Annotated in this window: 15 protein-coding genes and 1 pseudogene; all 16 read left to right on the top strand. The window is 70.2% G+C overall.

Annotation, left to right across the window (positions count from 1 at the left end):
• Nucleotides 1-207 precede the first annotated feature (207 nt).
• Complete coding sequence (locus ACWGN5_RS03225) at nt 208-789, top strand: TetR/AcrR family transcriptional regulator (protein ID WP_453510896.1); 582 nt, start codon at nt 208-210, stop codon at nt 787-789.
• Nucleotides 786-2,036: a hypothetical protein gene (locus ACWGN5_RS03220; RefSeq protein WP_453510895.1), complete on the top strand. Its 1,251-nt coding sequence runs from the start codon at nt 786-788 to the stop codon at nt 2,034-2,036. Before ACWGN5_RS03225 ends, ACWGN5_RS03220 begins: the two co-directional genes overlap by 4 nt.
• A complete protein-coding gene (locus tag ACWGN5_RS03215) occupies nt 2,008-2,778 on the top strand; it encodes an alpha-ketoglutarate-dependent dioxygenase AlkB (protein ID WP_453510894.1) in 771 nt (256 codons plus the stop codon). Before ACWGN5_RS03220 ends, ACWGN5_RS03215 begins: the two co-directional genes overlap by 29 nt.
• Before the next feature lie 170 nt (nt 2,779-2,948).
• Nucleotides 2,949-3,644 carry an urease subunit gamma gene (ureA, locus tag ACWGN5_RS03210; protein WP_453510893.1) on the top strand — a complete coding sequence of 232 codons (696 nt, stop codon included), beginning with the start codon at nt 2,949-2,951 and terminating at the stop codon, nt 3,642-3,644.
• Entirely contained in the window at nt 3,641-5,377 is a 1,737-nt protein-coding gene (locus ACWGN5_RS03205; protein WP_453510892.1) for an urease subunit alpha, read from the top strand. Before ureA ends, ACWGN5_RS03205 begins: the two co-directional genes overlap by 4 nt.
• A 189-nt stretch (nt 5,378-5,566) precedes the next feature.
• Nucleotides 5,567-6,580, top strand: coding sequence for an agmatine deiminase family protein (locus ACWGN5_RS03200; RefSeq protein ID WP_453510891.1), 1,014 nt, complete (start codon nt 5,567-5,569; stop codon nt 6,578-6,580).
• Nucleotides 6,581-6,683: 103 nt separating this feature from the next.
• Nucleotides 6,684-8,360 carry an ABC transporter substrate-binding protein gene (locus ACWGN5_RS03195; RefSeq protein WP_453510890.1) on the top strand — a complete coding sequence of 559 codons (1,677 nt, stop codon included), beginning with the start codon at nt 6,684-6,686 and terminating at the stop codon, nt 8,358-8,360.
• Nucleotides 8,357-9,316, top strand: a complete 960-nt coding sequence (locus ACWGN5_RS03190; protein ID WP_453510889.1) for an ABC transporter permease — start codon at nt 8,357-8,359, stop codon at nt 9,314-9,316. Before ACWGN5_RS03195 ends, ACWGN5_RS03190 begins: the two co-directional genes overlap by 4 nt.
• Nucleotides 9,313-10,167: an ABC transporter permease gene (locus ACWGN5_RS03185; RefSeq protein WP_453510888.1), complete on the top strand. Its 855-nt coding sequence runs from the start codon at nt 9,313-9,315 to the stop codon at nt 10,165-10,167. The genes ACWGN5_RS03190 and ACWGN5_RS03185 overlap by 4 nt, the downstream gene beginning before the upstream one ends.
• Nucleotides 10,164-11,150, top strand: a complete 987-nt coding sequence (locus ACWGN5_RS03180) for an ABC transporter ATP-binding protein (protein WP_453510887.1) — start codon at nt 10,164-10,166, stop codon at nt 11,148-11,150. Before ACWGN5_RS03185 ends, ACWGN5_RS03180 begins: the two co-directional genes overlap by 4 nt.
• Entirely contained in the window at nt 11,143-11,940 is a 798-nt protein-coding gene (locus tag ACWGN5_RS03175) for an ABC transporter ATP-binding protein (RefSeq protein ID WP_453510886.1), read from the top strand. Before ACWGN5_RS03180 ends, ACWGN5_RS03175 begins: the two co-directional genes overlap by 8 nt.
• Nucleotides 11,941-11,982: 42 nt before the next feature.
• Nucleotides 11,983-13,122 carry an agmatine deiminase family protein gene (locus ACWGN5_RS03170; protein WP_453510885.1) on the top strand — a complete coding sequence of 380 codons (1,140 nt, stop codon included), beginning with the start codon at nt 11,983-11,985 and terminating at the stop codon, nt 13,120-13,122.
• 149 nt (nt 13,123-13,271) lie between these two features.
• A complete protein-coding gene (locus tag ACWGN5_RS03165; RefSeq protein ID WP_453510884.1) occupies nt 13,272-14,747 on the top strand; it encodes a purine-cytosine permease family protein in 1,476 nt (491 codons plus the stop codon).
• A 59-nt stretch (nt 14,748-14,806) separates the two neighbouring features.
• Nucleotides 14,807-15,976, top strand: a complete 1,170-nt coding sequence (locus ACWGN5_RS03160; protein ID WP_453510883.1) for an agmatine deiminase family protein — start codon at nt 14,807-14,809, stop codon at nt 15,974-15,976.
• A 58-nt stretch (nt 15,977-16,034) separates the two neighbouring features.
• On the top strand, nt 16,035-17,225 hold the full coding sequence (locus ACWGN5_RS03155) for a cytosine permease (RefSeq protein ID WP_453510882.1): 1,191 nt from the start codon (nt 16,035-16,037) through the stop codon (nt 17,223-17,225).
• Nucleotides 17,226-17,266: 41 nt separating this feature from the next.
• Nucleotides 17,267-17,680: pseudogene (locus tag ACWGN5_RS03150) on the top strand (aspartate/glutamate racemase family protein); the annotation flags it as partial.
• Between the last annotated feature and the right edge of the window lie 250 nt (nt 17,681-17,930).

Raw genomic sequence — 17,930 nt, 5'->3', positions numbered from 1 at the left:
AGGTCACCCGGCGTCCCATAGTGACGATCGGCCGGAGCAAGGCAACGAAAGTTGCATGCTCGACGCCCGGACCCACTCCCTCAGGTAGGACCGACCCGCTCCCTCGGGCAGCACCGACCCGCTCCCTCGGGCAGGACCGACCCGCTCCCTCGGGCAAGATCGGCTTCGAGATTCCCGGCGGGGGAGGCGCCCGGTAAGGTTCGGGCCATGGCGTCTCGCAGTACTCAGATCCTTGAAGCCGCCGCCCGGGTGATCGCCCGGCGCGGGGTCCGCGGCCTGCGCGTGGAGGAGCTCGCGGCCGAGGCGGGTGTGTCCACCGCGCTGATCTACTACCACTTCAAGGACCGCGCCGGGATCCTGAGCAAGACGCTGGAGTTCATCAACGACCGCGCCGAGCGCTACACGTCCCACCGCGATCCCGACGCCGAACCGCTCAGCCCGCGCGAGGAACTCGACCAGACCCTCCTCCTCGAACTCCAGGACACCACCGAGGTCAGGGAGAACAGCAGCGCCTGGGGCGAGTTGAGGGCGAGCGCCGTCTTCGACGACCTCCTGCGCGAGGACCTCGCGCGAGCCACCCTCACCTGGGTCCAGGAGGTGGCGGCCCTGCTCGGCCACGTCAGGCCGATGGCCCCGGCGGTCGCCCTCACGGCCTCGGCCGAGCGGCTCACCGCCCTCCTGGAGGGCCTGAGCATGCGCTGGCTCAGCGGCACGCTCCAGATCGCCCACGCCCGGACCCTGATGGGCGAAGCCATCGAGGCCGAGATCGAAGGGCTGGGCCGCTCGTGACGGGGTTCCCGCCGGCCGGCCCGGGTGAAGCCCGCATCGACGACGCCCGCAGCATCCTGGTCGCGCCTCCGGCGCTGCGGGACCATGACGTGGCCAAGGACTTCTTCGGGTCCGTGATCACACCGGAGGAGCTCGCTTCCGGTGCGCCCGACCTCGCGCGGAGCACCGTCTATCTGTGCGGCGACATATCCGGGCTCAGCGGCCCCCAACTGCGCGCCGCCGACCGGGTGTTCGTCGTCCGGGAGCTGTCACACGGTCACCACGAGGACCTCGGTGGTCCTTGGACGCCCGTCGACCTCGGACGAGTTCCCCTCCGCGTGCACGGCGTCGGGGTGTACTACCGCCGCTTCTTCGGACTCGGCACCGATCACTTCGGACGGATCAGTGCGGAGCACGCGTTCCAGTCCCTGACGGAGTCCACCAAGCCCGGAACCGCCCATCGCAGCGGCATCTATCTGACGCCCGTCACGCGAGACGGTGAGGACCTGCATTTCCGTCTGCTCCGGTGCTCCACGAACTTCTCGGGGCCGACCGAGGACTTCCGCCCGACCGACACGCACATCGTCGAGGCTCTGAACCGCGAGGCCTCCGCCGTCTTCCGGAACGCGGCACCGCTGAACCACGTCCTCGCGCAGATCTACCACAACACCCTCGCCACGGCGGAGCGCAAGCAGTCCAAGGCCAAGATCTCGGCCCATGCCGACAAGACCAAGGACATGCCCGTCAACGGCGTCATGGCCTTCTGCACCTTCTACGACGGGCTCGACCGGCTGCAGCCGCTGGCCGACGACGCCTTCGACCACGGCGTGCGGGGGATCAGCGGGCTGACCAGACTCCGTTTCCGCCTCAAGGAACCGACCGGGGAACACGACGGGGGCACGCTCCCCGAGCAGTTCACCGTGACCCTCCACCCCGGCTCGGTGTTCTTCATGCCGCTGTCCACCAACCGCCTGTACACGCACGAGGTCCGGCCCTCGGCGTTGGACGCCGAGCTGCTCCCGACCCGTCTGGGATACGTGGTGCGCTGTTCGGGCGCCGAAGCCGTGCACAGGAACGGCCACACGTTCCTCAAGGCGGCCGGCGGTCCCGTGCGGCTGGAGCCGCCCACCGAGGCCGGTATGGACGAGCTGCGCAGGCTGTACGCCGAGGAGAACAGGACCCCGTCCTTCATCGACTACGGCGACCAGTTCCTGTTCAGCATGAACACGGGAGACTACCTTGCCCCGCGAGTCCACGATCTCGGCTGAGATCCTCTCGTTCGCTCTGCCGGCCGAGGAGGATCTCTTCGCGGAGCTGTCCGTGTCGGCCCGCCTGGAAGACGTGGGGAAAGGCCGGCGCGGCGGCGTCCTCACCAGGATCGACGAGACGGGCGGTGTGCCTCTCGTACGGACCACCACCCGGTACGGCAGCCCGGCGCAGCGGTTCCGGGCGGTGCACGAACGGCTGGCGCAGCGCATTCAGGAACGTGCGGCGCTTCCGGTCGGCTTCAACAACGCGCTCATCGAGAGCTACACGAACGCCTACACGAAGATGGGCGGTCACTCCGACCAAGCCCTCGATCTGGCCGACGATTCGTTCATCGCCGTCTTCTCCTGCTACGAGCATCCCGACGCCGGCCCGCCGAGGAAGCTCCTCTTCGCGTCGAAGGAGCCCGGCGGCGAGACGTTCGAGATCCCCCTCGCCCACAACAGTGTCGTCGCGTTCTCCGTCGACTCCAATCGGCGACTCCGACACAGGATCGTCCTGGAGGCACCGGCGCAGGCGGCGGACAACCGATGGCTGGGCCTCACCTTCCGCACGTCGAAGACCCTCCTCCGGTTTCGTGACGGACACGCGTACCTCCCGGAGGGGGTGCGGCTCGCGTCGGCCGACGAGGAGCAGCGGCGCGAGTTCTACCGACTGCGACGCCGTGAGAACGACGAGACGGACTTCGCCTACCCCCTGCTGACGTACACCGTCAGCGAGAGCGATCTGATGCCGCCCGTCTGACCCCGAGGCACCCACACGGCCCAGGGCTGCAGCCCTGGGTCCAGTGCCGCCCACAACCTTGACTGATATTTCAGTCAGTGCGACAGTGAGTGCCCTGACCCACCTCTGACACTCCGTGGAAAGGACAGGGACACCTTGCGTTCGACCAGGCTCTTCAGTCAGGGGGCGACATGCCTCTGACTCCCACCGAACGGGACCGGCTGCTGCTCTTCACCGCCGCCCAGCTCGCCCGGACCCGGCTGGAACGCGGGCTGCGGCTCAACGTGCCCGAGGCGACCGCGCTGATCGCCGACACGGTCTGCGAGGCCGCGCGGGACGGCCTCCACCTGGCCGAGGCCCTTGACCGCGGCCGGGGCGTCCTCGGCCCGGACGACGTCCTCCCCGGAGTCACCGACGTCGTGACGGAGATCCAGGTCGAGGCCGTCTTCGACGACGGCACCCGACTGGCCGTCATCAGCGCGCCCTTCGGCGACGTGGAGCACGACGACGGCGCCCCCGGAGCCGTACTGCCCTACACCGACACCCTGCCGGAGCCGGAACCGGTGATCACCCTGTGGGTGCGCAACGCGGCCGCCGTCCCGGTCAGCGTGACCTCGCACTTCCACTTCTTCGAGGCGAACCCGCGCCTCGACTTCGACCGGGCCGCCGCCTACGGCATGCGGCTCGCCGCACCGGCCGGCTCGTCCACCCGGTTCGACCCCGGCGCCGTCGTCGAGGTCGGACTCGTACCGATGGGCGGAGACCGGATCGCCATCGGCTTCGCGGGCCTGGTCGACGGGCCGCTCGACGCGCCCGGCGCCAAGGCCGAGGCCCTGAAGCGCGCCGCCGCCTGCGGCTACCTCGGAGCGGAAGGGGTGGGGCGATGAGCAGGCCCACCAGACACAGCGACCACTGTTCGCCCGGCAGCAGCCGGCACATCGATCCGCACGAGTACGCCACCGTGCACGGGCCCCGCGCGGGGGACCGGGTCCGGCTCGGTGACTCCGGACTCGTCGTCCGGGTGGAGTCCGACTCGCAGGCGTACGGCGACGAGTTCCTGGCGGGCTTCGGCAAGACCGCCCGGGACGGGATGCACCTCAAGGCGGCGGCCGTCCGCGAGACCTGCGACGTCGTGATCACCAACGTCCTGGTGATCGACGCGGTGCTCGGCATCCGCAAGGTGTCCATCGGCATCCGCGAGGGCCGGATCCACGCCATCGGGCGGGCCGGCAACCCGGACACCCTCGACGGCGTCGACGTCGTCGTCGGCACCGGCACCACGATGGTCCCGGGCGAGGGTCTGATCGCCACCGCCGGTGCGATCGACACCCACGTCCATCTGCTTTCCCCGCGGATCATGGAGGCGTCCCTCGCCTCCGGCGTCACCACGATCATCGGACAGGAGATCGGGCCGACCTGGGGCGTCGGCGTGAACTCCCCGTGGGCTCTGAAGCTCGGGTTCGACGCCTTCGACGCCTGGCCGGTCAACATCGGCTTCCTCGCCCGGGGCTCCGCCTCCGACGAGGCGCCCCTCGTGGAGGCCCTGGCCGAGGGCGGTGCCTGCGGTTTCAAGGTCCACGAGGACATGGGCGCCCACACCCGGGCCCTGGACACCGCGCTGCGGGTCGCCGAGGAGCACGACGTCCAGGTCGCGCTGCACTCGGACGGCCTGAACGAGTGCCTGTCCGTCGAGGACACCCTCCGCGTCCTGGAAGGCCGTACGATCCACGCCTTCCACATCGAGGGCTGCGGCGGCGGTCACGTCCCGAACGTCCTGAAGATGGCGGGCGTGCCGAACGTCATCGGCTCCTCCACCAACCCCACCCTGCCCTTCGGGCGGGACGCCATCGCCGAGCACTACGGGATGATCGTCTCGGTCCACGCGCTCAAGACGGACCTCCCGGGCGACGCCGCCATGGCGCGCGACCGGATCCGGGCCGGGACGATGGGTGCGGAGGACGTCCTGCACGACCTCGGCGCGATCGGGATCACCTCCTCCGACGCGCAGGGCATGGGCCGCGCGGGGGAGACCGTCCGGCGTACGTTCGCGATGGCCGGGAAGATGAAGGCCGAGCTGGGGCCCCTGGAGGGCGACGGCGCGCACGACGACAACGCGCGCGTGCTGCGCTACATCGCCAAGCTGACGATCAACCCGGCGATCGCCCACGGCCTCGCCCACGAGGTCGGCTCGATCGAGGTCGGGAAGATGGCCGACATCGTGCTCTGGCGCCCGCCGTTCTTCGGGGCCAAACCGCAGATGGTCCTCAAGTCCGGCTTCCCCGCCTACGGGGTCACGGGCGATCCGAACGCCGCCACCGACACCTGCGAGCCCTTGGTCCTGGGCCCGCTGTTCGGCGCCCACGGCGCCGCTCCGGCCGAGCTCTCCGTCGCCTTCGTCAGCCGCGCCGCCGCCGGTCTCGGCGCCGACGCGATGCCGACCCGCCGCCGGCGGGTGGCCGTACGCGGCACCCGCGGCATCGGCCCGGCCGACATGCTGCACAACGCCCGCCTGGGACAGGTGGACGTCGACCCGCGCAGCGGACTGGTGACCCTCGACGGCGATCCGATGCGCTCCGCGCCGGCGGAGCAGGTCTCGCTGAGCCGGCTGTACTTCCTCTGATCCACACCGTTCGACGTCCACAGACCGACGTCGGACTGGCTGACCGATTTTTCAAAACCCTGCCCCTTCTCTTGACTGAATTTTCAGTCGAGAGGATGCTGTTCACACCGCGTACCCGTCCCGCGCCTCCGCCAGGCTGAGCCGGCCACCGCCGACGGGTACTTCTGGCGAAACGAAGAGAGACCCGTGATGACTGCATTCCGTATGCCTGCCGAGTGGTCCGCGCACGAGGGGTGCCTGATGGCCTGGCCCGTCCGGCAGGACCTGTGGGGAAGCGTCCTCGACGACGTCAAGGAGGAGTACGCGAACGTCGCCCGCGCCATCGCCGCGTTCGAGCCCGTGACCATGGTCGCGCCGCCCGGCCACGGCGAGGAGGCCCGCACGAGGTGCGGTGACGGGATCACCGTGGTGGAGCTGGCCCAGGACGACTCCTGGTTCCGGGACTCGGCCCCGCTCTTCGTCCTCGACGGCGCAGGCAACCGCGCCGGAGTGGACTTCCGCTTCAACGCCTGGGGCCGCAAGCACAGCCCGTACGACTCCGACGACCGCGTCAGCGGCCTCCTCCTGGAGCACCTCGGCGTCGAGCGCATCCCCTCCGACATGATCCTGGAGGGCGGGGCGATCACCGTCGACGGCGAAGGCACCCTGATCACGACCGAGCAGTGCCTCCTCCACCCCAACCGGAACCCCGGCATGAACCGGGACGAGATCGAGACGGAACTGAAATCCCAGCTCGGCGTCGACAAGGTTGTGTGGCTTCCGTACGGAGGTCTGCTGGACACGGAGACCGACGGGCACGTCGACGGCGTCTGCGCCTTCGCCGCTCCCGGTAAGGTCGTCGTCTCCCTGCCCGACGACCCCGCCCACCCCGACTACGCCCGGATGCGTGCCAACCGTGCGGTGCTCGAGGCCACGACCGACGCCCAGGGACGGCCCTTCGAGATCGTCGACGTCCCGCAGACGGCGTTCGTCGGCATCGCCGGCGGCGAGGTCGAGGTGTCGTACCTGAACTACTACGTGGCCAACGGCGGCGTCGTCGTTCCGGTGGCCGGCGTGCCCCAGGACGACGACGCGCTCGCGGTCATCGCCGCCGCGTACCCGGGCCGCAAGGTCGTCGGGGTGCGGGCGCCCGCGATCGCGTACGGCGGCGGCGGGGTCCACTGCATCACGCAGCAGATCCCCGCCGTGCCCGCCACCGCCTGAACCGCGGGACGGACCGCTCCCGGAGGGCCGAACCAGCGGCCCTCCGGCCCCTCACCCGCACGGAATCCACGAAAAACGGACATCACGGAATGAGAGCGCGACGATGACCCCTTCCCTGCCCTCCGGCAGCAGACGTCCCCGCGGCAGGCGCGGACGGATCGCCGTGACGACGGCCGCCCTGACCTCCCTCGCGGCCCTCGCGGCCTGCGCCGGCCCGCCGAAGGACACCTCCGCCGGCGGCTCCGAGGTCAAGCTCTCGGCCTCCACGCCTCCCGCCCGCGGCGAGATCGACTCGTTCACCTGGGCCGTCTACGCCGAGCCGCCCACCCTCGACTACACGGTCGCGTTCGACTACCCGCAGAACACGATCCTGTCCAACGTGTGCGAGAGCCTGATGCGCTGGACCCCGGGGCTCACCGTCCAGCCCGGACTGGCGCAGAAGGCGTCGAACCCGGACCCCACCACCTGGATCTACGACCTGCGCGCGGGCGTGCGCTTCCACGACGGCAAGGTGATGACCGCCGACGACGTGGTCTACAGCCTCGGCCGGCAGATGGACCCGAAGAACGCCGCCGCCTGGGCGCAGACCTTCCAGAACGTCGCCTCCATCAAGAAGACCGGCCCGCTCCAGGTCACCGTCAAGCTCAACAAGTCGGACTCCCAGTTCCCCCAGTACATGGCGACCGCCGCGGGCGTCGTCGCCTCCAAGGCCGGCGTCCAGGCGGCGGGCAAGGACTACGGCACCGCCGGAGACCTCGCCTGTACCGGCCCGTTCAAGCTCGGCACGTGGACCAAGGGCCAGTCGATCGAGCTGGAGCGCTTCGACGGCTACTGGGGGACCAAGGCCAAGGCGAAGAAGGCCGTCTTCCGGGTCCTGACCGACCCCTCCGCCCGTACCAACGCCATGCTCAGCGGCGAGATCGACGGCGGCTACCTCATCCCCACCGAGAGCTACGGCCGACTGCGCGACAGCGGCGTCGGCACCCTGTACTTCGGCGAGGGCCTGAGCACCGTCAACGTCAACATCACCAACATGACGGGCCCGCTCGGCGACCTCCGGGTGCGCAAGGCGCTCTCCCTGGCCCTCGACCGGTCCGGCTTCGTCAAGGCCGGACTCGGCGGCGCCGGCACCGTCACCAACTCGCTCACCACCCGTGCCGCCTGGGCCGGAGCCTCGGAGAAGACCCGGCAGGCCGCCTTCGGCGCGCTGCCGCCCGCCACCCAGGACATCGAGAAGGCCAAGGCGCTGATCAAGGAGGCCGGCGCCACCGGCAAGACCCTGACCGTCGCCACCAGCTCCATAGGCCAGGACGTCTCCCTCCTCGCCACCGCGATCCAGGCCGCCGGCACCCAGATCGGTCTCAAGATCAACCTCAAGACGATCGCCCCCAACGCCTTCACGGCGCTCTTCACCGACCCGCAGGCGCGCGAGGGCATCGACATGTTCCCGCTCACCTACTACGACTCGATCACCGACCCGCTGGACCTGCTGCAGAACTTCAAGACCGGCGCGTACATGAACTTCGCCGGCTACACCGACAAGGGCTACGACGCCCTCGTCGACCAGGCCACCGCCTCGTACGAGCCGGACCAGCGCCTGAAGATCGAGGCCGAGCTGCAGAAGCGGGCCGCCGAACAGCTGCCGTGGATCCCCGTCGCGGAGTGGCCCACCGCCGTCTTCCTCAACAAGAGGATCACCGGCGCCCCCACCACCATCGCCTACATGTACTACCCGTGGGCCGCGGACGTCGGCGCACCGGCCGCGGGGGCCACCCCGTGAACTTCCTGAGATTCGCCGCACGCAGGGTGGCGGAGATGGCCGCCACCCTGCTCGCCGCGTCGTTCGTGGTCTTCGGCGCCATGTACCTGGCGCCGGGCAACCCGGCCAGCTTCCTGCTCTCCGGCCGCTCCGCCTCCCCGGAGGCCCTCGCCGCGATCAACGCCCAGTACCACCTGGACGACCCCTTCTTCGTCCGCTACCTGCGCTGGCTCGGCGACATCGTCCAAGGCGACTTCGGGCGGTCCATCACCTACCGCACCGACGTCTCCCGGCTCCTGGCCGACCGCCTCCCCACCACGCTGCTGCTCGTCGTGATGGCACTGGCCGTGGTCGTCGTCATCGGCCTCGTGCTGGGATGGGTCGCCGCCGTACGCGGCGGCGCCACCGACGCGACCGTCCTCGTCGGCACCACGCTCGCCGTCGGCACCCCCTCCTTCGTCTCGGCCGTCCTGCTCCAGGGGCTCTTCGCCGTCAACCTCGGCTGGTTCCCCAGCAGCGGTTCCGGCGAGGGCTTCCTCGACCAGGTCTGGCACCTCACCCTCCCGGCGATCGCCCTCGCGCTCTATCTGATCGGCATGCTCGCCCGCGTCACCCGCTCCGCCATGGTCGAAGCCCTCGACAGCGAGCACGTCACCGTCGCCCGCAGCCGAGGAGTCCCCGAGAGCCAGGTCATCCGCCGCCACGTGTTCCGCAACTCGCTGGGCACCGTCCTCACCACCGGCGGACTGATCGTCTCCACCCTCCTGGTCTGCACGATCCTCGTCGAGACCGCCTTCAGCATCGGCGGCGTCGGCCAGCTCCTCGAACTCTCCACCACGACCAAGGACTTCCCGACCGTCCAGGCCATCTCCTTGATCATCGTCGCCCTCTTCATGACCGTGAACCTGGTCGTCGACCTGCTGCTGCCCCTGGTCGACCCGCGGATCACCCTCGGATCGAGGAGCTCCTCCGTATGACCGCCGTCCTCACCCGCCGGCCCGGCCTCGCGAAGATCCGCACCGCCCGGTCCCCGCTCCACCTGCTCTGCCTCGGCCTCGTCGCCCTCGTCACGGCCGCCGCGCTCCTCGCGCCCTGGCTCGTGCCGTACGACCCCAACGCCGTCGACCTCGGCAACGCACTGGCCGGACCCTCCCCCGAACACCTCCTCGGCGTCGACGCCGCCGGACGCGACACCCTCTCCCGGCTGCTCCTCGGCGCCCGCACCTCACTCCTCGGGCCCCTCGGGGTCGTGGTCTTCTCCACCCTCGCCGGAGTCGCGGTCGGCATGGCCGCGGGCTGGCGGGGCGGCTGGCTCGACTCCGTCCTGTCGCGCAGCACGGAACTCGTCTTCGCGTTCCCCGGCATGCTCCTCGCCATCCTGATCATCTCGATCTACGGCGAAGGACTCCTCGCCCCCGTCATCGCCCTCTCCATCGCCTACCTGCCGTACGTCAGCAGGCTCACCCGCTCCCTCGTCCTGGCCGAACGCAAACGCCCCTACGTCAGCGCCTACCAGGTCCAGGGGCACTCCGCCCTCCAGATCAGCCTGCGCCACATCCTGCCCAACATCGCCCCCGTCGTCCTCGCCCAGTCCACCATCAACTTCGGCTACGCACTGATGGACCTCGCCGGCCTGTCCTTCCTCGGCCTGGGCGTCCCCGCGCTCACCCCCGACTGGGGCCGCATGGTCTTCGACGGCCAGACCGCCATCCAGCACGGCTACCCGCTGTCCGCGATCCTGCCCTGCGCGTTCATCGTGCTCACCGTCGTCGCCTTCAACGTGGTCGGAGAGCGCTGGGCCGACCGCGTCGCCAGGAGAGACCGATGACCGATCCGTACACCCTCGACGTCCAGGGCCTCCGCATCACCCTGCCCGGCACGGCCCGGCCCGTCCTCGACGGCGTCGACCTCCACGTCGCCGCCGGCGAGACCGTCGCCCTCGTCGGAGAGTCCGGGTCAGGGAAGACCCTCACCTCACGCAGCGCCCTCAACCTGCTGCCGCCCGGAGCCGTCGTCGAAGGCGCCGTCCGGGTACGCGGCGAGGACGTCCTCACCATGGACGCCGACCAGCTGCGCGCGCTGCGCACCGGCACGGTGTCCATGATCTTCCAGGACCCGCGCGCCGCCCTCAACCCGCTGCGCCGCATCGGCGACTTCCTGATCGAGAGCGTGACCCTGACCGGGACCATGAACCGGGCGGACGCCACCGCCCGCGCCGGTGAGCTCCTGCGGGCGGTCGGACTCGACGACTCGGCCCTGCGCAAGTACCCCGGTCAGGTCTCCGGTGGCATGCTGCAGCGCGTCATGATCGCGGCCGCCCTGATGGGCGACCCCGCCCTCCTGCTCGCCGACGAGCCCACCACCGCGCTCGACGTCACCACCCAGGCCGAGGTCATCGCCCTCCTGGCCCGGCTCCGCGCACGCTTCGGCACCGGCCTGCTCTTCGTCACCCACGACCTCGACCTCGCCGCCGCCATCAGCGACCGCGTCTACGTCATGTACGCGGGCCGGATCGCCGAGAGCGGCCCCGCCGAAGCCCTCTTCGACCGGCCCCGGCACCCGTACACCTCGGCGTTGCTCGCCTCCACGCCCCGCCTGGAAGCACCCCGGGGCAGGCTCGACGCGATCGAAGGACAGCCGCCGGACCTCCGGCAGGAGCTGCACGGCTGCCCGTTCGCCGCCCGCTGTCACCTCGCCACCGAGATCTGCGACCAGCAGGCGCCCGAGCCGCGCCCCGCACCCGGTCTGCCGCACCACCGGGCCGCCTGTCACCACAGCGACCGTCTCGAAGGGAGCCCCGTCGATGCCTGAGCACCTCCTGGAGGCCGTCGGCCTCCACCGCACCTACGGCACCGTCCGCGCCGTCGACGACGTCTCCTTCGTCCTCCCCGAGGGCGGATCCCTGGGCATCGTCGGCGAATCCGGCTCCGGCAAGACCACCACCGCCCGGATCGTCGTCGGTCTCGAACGGGCCGACGCCGGCGACGTGCTCGTACGAGGAGAGGCCCGCGGCGCACGACACCGCGGCAGGGCCCGGCGACTGGCCCGGGCGCGCGAGGTCCAGATGGTCTTCCAGGACCCGTACCTCTCCCTCGACCCGCGCACCAGCGTCGAACAGGTCCTGCGCGAGACCCTGCGCCTGCACTTCCCCGGCACCGACCACGACCGGCGCGTCCGGGAGCTCCTCGACCAGGTCGGCCTCGGCACCCGCGCCGCCGACGCACGGCCCCGGCAGCTCTCCGGCGGCCAGCGCCAGCGCGTCGCCATCGCCCGCGCCCTCGCCGTCGAACCGGCCGTCCTCGTCCTCGACGAGGCGGTCGCCGCGCTCGACGTCTCCGTCCAGGCACAGATCCTCAACCTGCTCGCCGACATCCGCGAGGAGACCCGGATCGGCTACCTGTTCATCACCCACGACCTCGGCGTGGTCCGCTGCGTCACCGACGACGTCATCGTCATGCGCCGGGGCCGTGTCGTCGAGGCCGGCCGCACGGCCGAGGTGCTCGCCGCGCCGCGACACCCCTATACGCGGCTGCTTCTGGAGTCCGTGCCCCGTCCCGGCTGGGACCCCGAGGCGATCGCCGAGGCACGCCGGGCGCTCTGACCCCGGCTCACCCCCCACCGTCGTTGACACAGGAGGTCAACCATGAACGAACACACCGCCGGCCGACACGCGAGCCGGGGGCTGAACCGGCGAGGGTTCCTCGTCACCACCGGCGCGGCCGCGGCGGGCGCGGCGCTCGCGACGACCCTCCCCGAGAGGGCCCGCGCCGTCGCCGGCAGCTTCAGGGTCCCGGTCGAGGACGTCCGGCACACCCGTACCTGGATGGCCTGGCCGGACAGCACCGCGATCTGGTCCGGCAAGCTGAGCGGCGTCCAGGCGGACATCGCCCTCATCGCCCGTACGATCGCCAAGTACGAGCCCGTCGTGATGTGCGCCAACCCGGGAAGCGCCGCCAAGGCCCGCTCCCTGTGCGGCTCCACCGTCACCGTCATCAGCTCCATCCCCGTCGACGACTGCTGGATGCGCGACACGGGACCGGTCTTCCGGACGGACGGCTACGGGGGCCTCGACACGGTGGGCCTCAACTTCAACGGCTGGGGCGACAAGCAGACCCATGACAGGGACGCCCTCGTCGCCGAGCGGATCGCCGCCCACGTCGGCGTGCCGTTCACCCGGGCCGACCTCGTCGGCGAGGGCGGCGCCATCGAGCAGGACGGCGCCGGCACCCTGATGGCGACCCGCAGCAGCCTGGTGAACCGCAACCGGAACCCCGGGGTATCGGAGCGGCAGCTGGAGACGGCGATGTGCGAGGCGTACGGCGCGACCAAGGTCATCTGGTTCGACGGCGTCCGCGGGCAGGACATCACCGACGACCACGTCGACGCGACCTCCCGCTTCCTCGCCCCCGGCGAGGCACTCGTCCAGATGCCCGTCGCCGCCGACAACGACGCCTTCGCCCGCGACGCCCGCCGGCAGTACAGCACGCTGTCGGCGTCGACCACGGCGAAGGGCCGGGCCATGGACGTGATGCGCCTCCAGGGTCCCGACTACAACAAGATCCGGTCCACCAACCGGGACTTCCTCGCCTCGTACGCCAACTTCTACCTCTGCAACGACGCCGTCATCTCGGCGCAGTTCGGCGACCGGAGGGCGGACGAGGCGGCCCGGGTGACGCTGCAACGCCTCTACCCCGACCGCTACATCGAGCAGCTGAACATCGACCGCCTCGGCACGGGCGGCGGAGGCATCCACTGCGTCACCCAGCAGCAGCCGGCCGCGTAAGAGCATGTGACTGAAATTTTCGTCAGTGAGCTCTGTCTCGGCCATTGACTGAAATTTGAGTCAGTCTCTAGGGTGAGCGCACCGTACGGCGCCGGCGGGTCGCGCAGCGTCGTACGGCTTCATGAACGCACCCCTGAACAGGAGCCCACATGGGGCCAGTTGACTCGTCCACGCGTGATTCCGCAGCGCGCACGGGGCAGGATTCCGCAGCGCACGCGGGCATCGAACAGCACTCGATCGACTGGGTGCCCCTGTCGGAACGGCACGGCAAACCCTCGAACGTCGGGGCCATCTGGTTCGTCGGCAGCCTCAACCTCACCGGACTCGCGACCGGTGTCGTGACGCTGTCCATGGGGGCCTCGCTCGTGTGGACGGTGATCGCCACCGTGCTCGGCTCGCTCTTCGGCACGTTCTTCATGGCGTTCCACTCGGCCCAGGGACCGCAGCTGGGACTGCCCCAACTCGTGCAGTCCCGGCCGCAGTTCGGCTATCTGGGCGCCGCCCTCACCGTGTGGGTGTTCGCCCTCGTCAACTACGTGGCCTTCAACACCTCGGACGCCCTGCTGTCCGGCCAGGCCATGAACCTGCTCACCGGGATGCCCAACACCCTGGGCTACCTCCTCGCCGCCGCGGTGGCGACCGTGATCGCCCTCTTCGGGTACGAGTGGATCCACCAGCTCAACAAGTGGCTCACCTGGCCCTTCGTCGTGATCACCGCGGCCGTCACCGCGTCCGCCCTGTTCGGCGGAGGCCTCCCCGACGACGCCTGGAACGCGGGCCCGTTCGAGCTCGCGCCGTTCATGCTCGTGTTCGTCTTCGTCGCCGGCTTCCAGCTGGGCTGGGCACCGTACGTCTCGGACTACTCGCGCTACCTCAGACCCGACGTCCCCGTGCGCAGCACCTTCTGGTGGACCTACCTGCCCAGCGCGGTCTCCGGGATCTGGGTCTTCGTCCTCGGCGCCGTCGTCTCGGCCGCCGCGCCCGAGGGCACGGACCCGGTCACCGCACTGAAGCTGTCCGCCGACCGGCTGTTCGGCGGGTTCGGCACGATCGCGGTCGTCGTCCTGCTGGTCGGGCTGCTCTCCATCATGGCGATCAACCAGTACGGCGGCAGCCTCACGATGATCTCGATCGTCGACTCGTTCCGGCCCGTCAAGCCGAGCCGGAGCATCCGCGTCGCCACGATCGGGATCATGCTGGCCGCCGTCGGGACGGTCTCCACTCTCGTCGGCATCGACCAGTTCAACTGGTTCTTCGCCAACGTCGTGGTGGTCCTCACGTACCTGTTCATCCCGTGGACCGCCATCAACCTGGTCGACTTCTTCTTCGTCCGGCGCGGCCAGTACGTCGTCAAGGAGATCTTCAACCCGAACGGGATCTACGGCCGGTGGGGCTGGCGCGGCAACCTCGCGTACGTGATCGGCCTGGCCTGCATGGCCCCGTTCATGGTGATCACCGGCCTCTTCGTCGGGCCCGTCGCGGAGCGCCTCGGCGGCGTCGACTGCTCGATCCTCGTCGGCCTGCCCGTGGCAGGAGGCCTCTACTGGGCCTTCGCCCGAAGCCTCGATCTGGCCACCGAACGCCGGATGGTCCGGGAGGAGGGGCTGCTGGACCCACTCCACTGAGCACACCGCTGAACGACCCGCGCCTGCACGTACAGAACCTTTGAGAGAAGGAGCACCACGTGAAGACAGAGCACGACGGCGAACGCCCCGGCATCAGCCGCAGATCCCTCCTCGCCCGTACCGGAGCGGCCGCGGCCGCCCTGGCGGTCGGTCCCGTCCTCGGTGGCATCCAGCCCGCCATGGCCGCGTCCTGGCGCGTCCCCGGCGAGGACGAGTCGCACAAGCGGACCTGGATGGCCTGGCCGTCCAGCTACACGATCTGGGGCAACCTGCTGTCCAAGATCCAGAGCGACATCGCCAAGCTCGCCAGGGAAGTCGCCAAGTACGAGCCGGTCATCATGTGCGCGGACGGCTCCTCGGCCGCCTCGCAGGCCAGGACCGCCTGCGGCTCCACCGTCACGGTCATCAGCTCCATCCCCGTCTCGGACTGCTGGATGCGGGACACCGGCCCGCTGTTCCGTGTCGACGACGCCGGCGGCCTCGACGCCTTCGGCCTGAACTTCAACGCCTGGGGCGAGAACGCCACGACCTTCTACGGCCTCCCCGCCTCCGCGTACGACAAGGACCGTACGGTCGCGCAGAAGGTCGCCGCCTACGCCGGCGTGTCGTTCGCGAAGGCGTCCGTGGTCGGCGAGGGCGGCGGCATCGAGTACGACGGCGACGGCACCGTGATGGCCACCGAGAGCTGCTGGCTGAACAGCAACCGCAACCCGGGCAAGTCCCGCAGCCAGATCGAGGCGGAGCTGCTGTCCCGCTTCGGCGCGTCCAAGATGATCTGGCTGCCGGGCGTCACCGGGCAGGACGTCACCGACGGCCACATCGACGGAACCGCCCGCTACATCAGGCCGGGCGTGGTCATGGTGCAGCTGGCCGGTGCCGTACGGCCCGACGTCTGGACGGCCAACGCCCAGGCCATCCGCGACACCCTGGTCAACGCGACCGACGCCAGGGGCCGCAGGCTCCAGGTCCTCACCATCGAAGGGCCCGACACCCTGCCCCGTATCCAGGTGGGCAAGCAGGCCGACTTCCTCAGCTCCTACATGAACTGGACGGTGACCAACCAGGCGATCATCACCACCCAGTTCGGCGACACCGCCAAGGACGCGGCGGCCAAGTCGGCCATCGCCGCCGCCTTCGGCCGCCCCGTCGTCCAGCTGAACCTCGACAACCTCTACGGCAACGGGGGCGGTGGCGCCCACTGCGTCACGATGCAGGAGCCCAACCGCTGAGCCGACGACGGGCCCGGGTCTCGCCTCCGAGACCCGGGCCCGTCGTGTTTGTACCCCCATGCCCGAGACGGCGACCGACGGAGCAGCCGCCGACTCCGTCCTGTACACCTACGACATGGCCCCGACGAAGAGGGAAGGCCGCCGCTGGGGCGCGTACAACGTCTTCACCCTCTGGGCCAACGACGTGCACAGCCTCGGGAACTACGCCTTCGCGATCGGACTCTTCGCCCTCGGCCTCAGCGTCTGGGGCATCCTCGCGGCCTTCGCGCTCGCCTCGGTGCTGCTCTTCCTGCTCCTGACGCTCTCCGGCCTCATGGGCCACAAGACAGGCGCCCCCTTCCCCGTGATGAGCCGCATCGCCTTCGGCATCAAGGGCGCGAAGATACCCGCGGCCGTCTGCGGCATCGTCGCCATCGCCGTCTCCATCGACGCACCGCTCATCGGCGGCGAGATGTGGCTGCAGATCGTCCAGGCCGCCGCGCTGTGGGTGGTCGTCTACGGCACCTTCGTACTGAACTTCTGCGACTCCACCCGGTCCGCCAAGAGCCGCGCCTCCATCGTGCGCGGCAACGTCATCGGCATCCCGCTCAACATGCTGTTCTTCGCCGGCATCGTGGTGGTCCTCAGTGGAGCACAGTTCAAGCTCGACGGCCGCGTCATCACCAGCCCCACCGACATCGTCCGGACCATCCCGAACATGGCGCTCCTGGCGGCGGCCTCCCTCGCCCTGATCGCCCTGACCGTCGCCGTCAACCTCCTGGCCAACTTTGTCGCGCCCATCTACGCCCTCATCGACCTGTTCCCGCGCAAGCTCGACTTCCGGCGGGCGGGCGTCGTCAGCGCGGTCATCGGCCTGGTGATCCTGCCCTGGAACCTCTACAACAGCCCGATCGCCGTCAACTACTTCCTCGGCGGACTCGGCGCCCTGCTCGGCCCGCTCTTCGGCGTGATCACGGCCGACTACTGGCTGCTGCGCAGGGCCCGGGTCAACGTGCCCGACCTCTACACCGAGCACCCGCAGGGCGAGTACCACTACCGCCGCGGCTTCAACCCGCGCGCCGTCGCCGCCTTCGTACCCAGCGCCGCCGTCGCCGTGGTCGTCGCCCTCGTGCCCTTCTTCCACGCCGTCGCCGGATTCTCCTGGTTCGTCGGCGCCATCCTCGGCGCCGACGAGTACGCGATCGTCGCGGACCGCACGACGCCGATCCGGGACGTCGACGGCGAGGCCATCGCCGTCGACGCCGAATGACCCCCCGAGCCGAACGAACCGAACCAACGGGAGGCCGGCCCATGCGCATCCTCGTCGTCAACGTCAACACCACGCAGTCCATCACCGACGCGATCGGCTGGCAGGCCGCCGCCGTGGCCGCGCCCGGCACCGAAATCGTCCCGCTGACCCCGGAGTTCGGAGCGGAGTCCGTCGAGGGAAACTACGAGAGCTACCTCGCCGCGATCGCCGTGATGGAGACCGTCCGCGCCTACCCGCAGTCCTTCGACGCGGTCATCCAGGCCGGATACGGCGAGCACGGCCGCGAAGGCCTGCAGGAACTCCTCGACGTGCCGGTCGTCGACATCACCGAGGCCGCCGCCACCACCGCCCAGTTCCTCGGCCGCAGCTACTCCGTCGTCACCACCCTCGACCGGACGGTCCCGCTGGCGGCTTGGCCTGTCCACCTCGAAGGTACGCACGTACGCGACGCCGCGCCCCAAGAAGATCGCCAACTGGCCTCCGCGGACGGCGTGACACCGATCTGTCCGGCCGGTCCGGCCGGTCCAGCCGTTCCGGTCCGTTCCGGTCGGGGAAGCAATCAGACAGAAGAGGAGGACATCCCTTGTCCGACACAGAGCTCGTCCTGCGTTCGACACGCGTCATCACCCCGGAGGGGACGCGGCCCGCGTCGATCGCCGTCTCCGGCGGGACGATCGCGGCCGTGCTGCCGCACGACGCCGAGGT

This window comes from Streptomyces sp. NPDC055815 (assembly GCF_053616475.1).
Note: the sequence above shows the minus strand (reverse complement) of the source record. Positions and strands in the feature narration are given on the sequence as shown.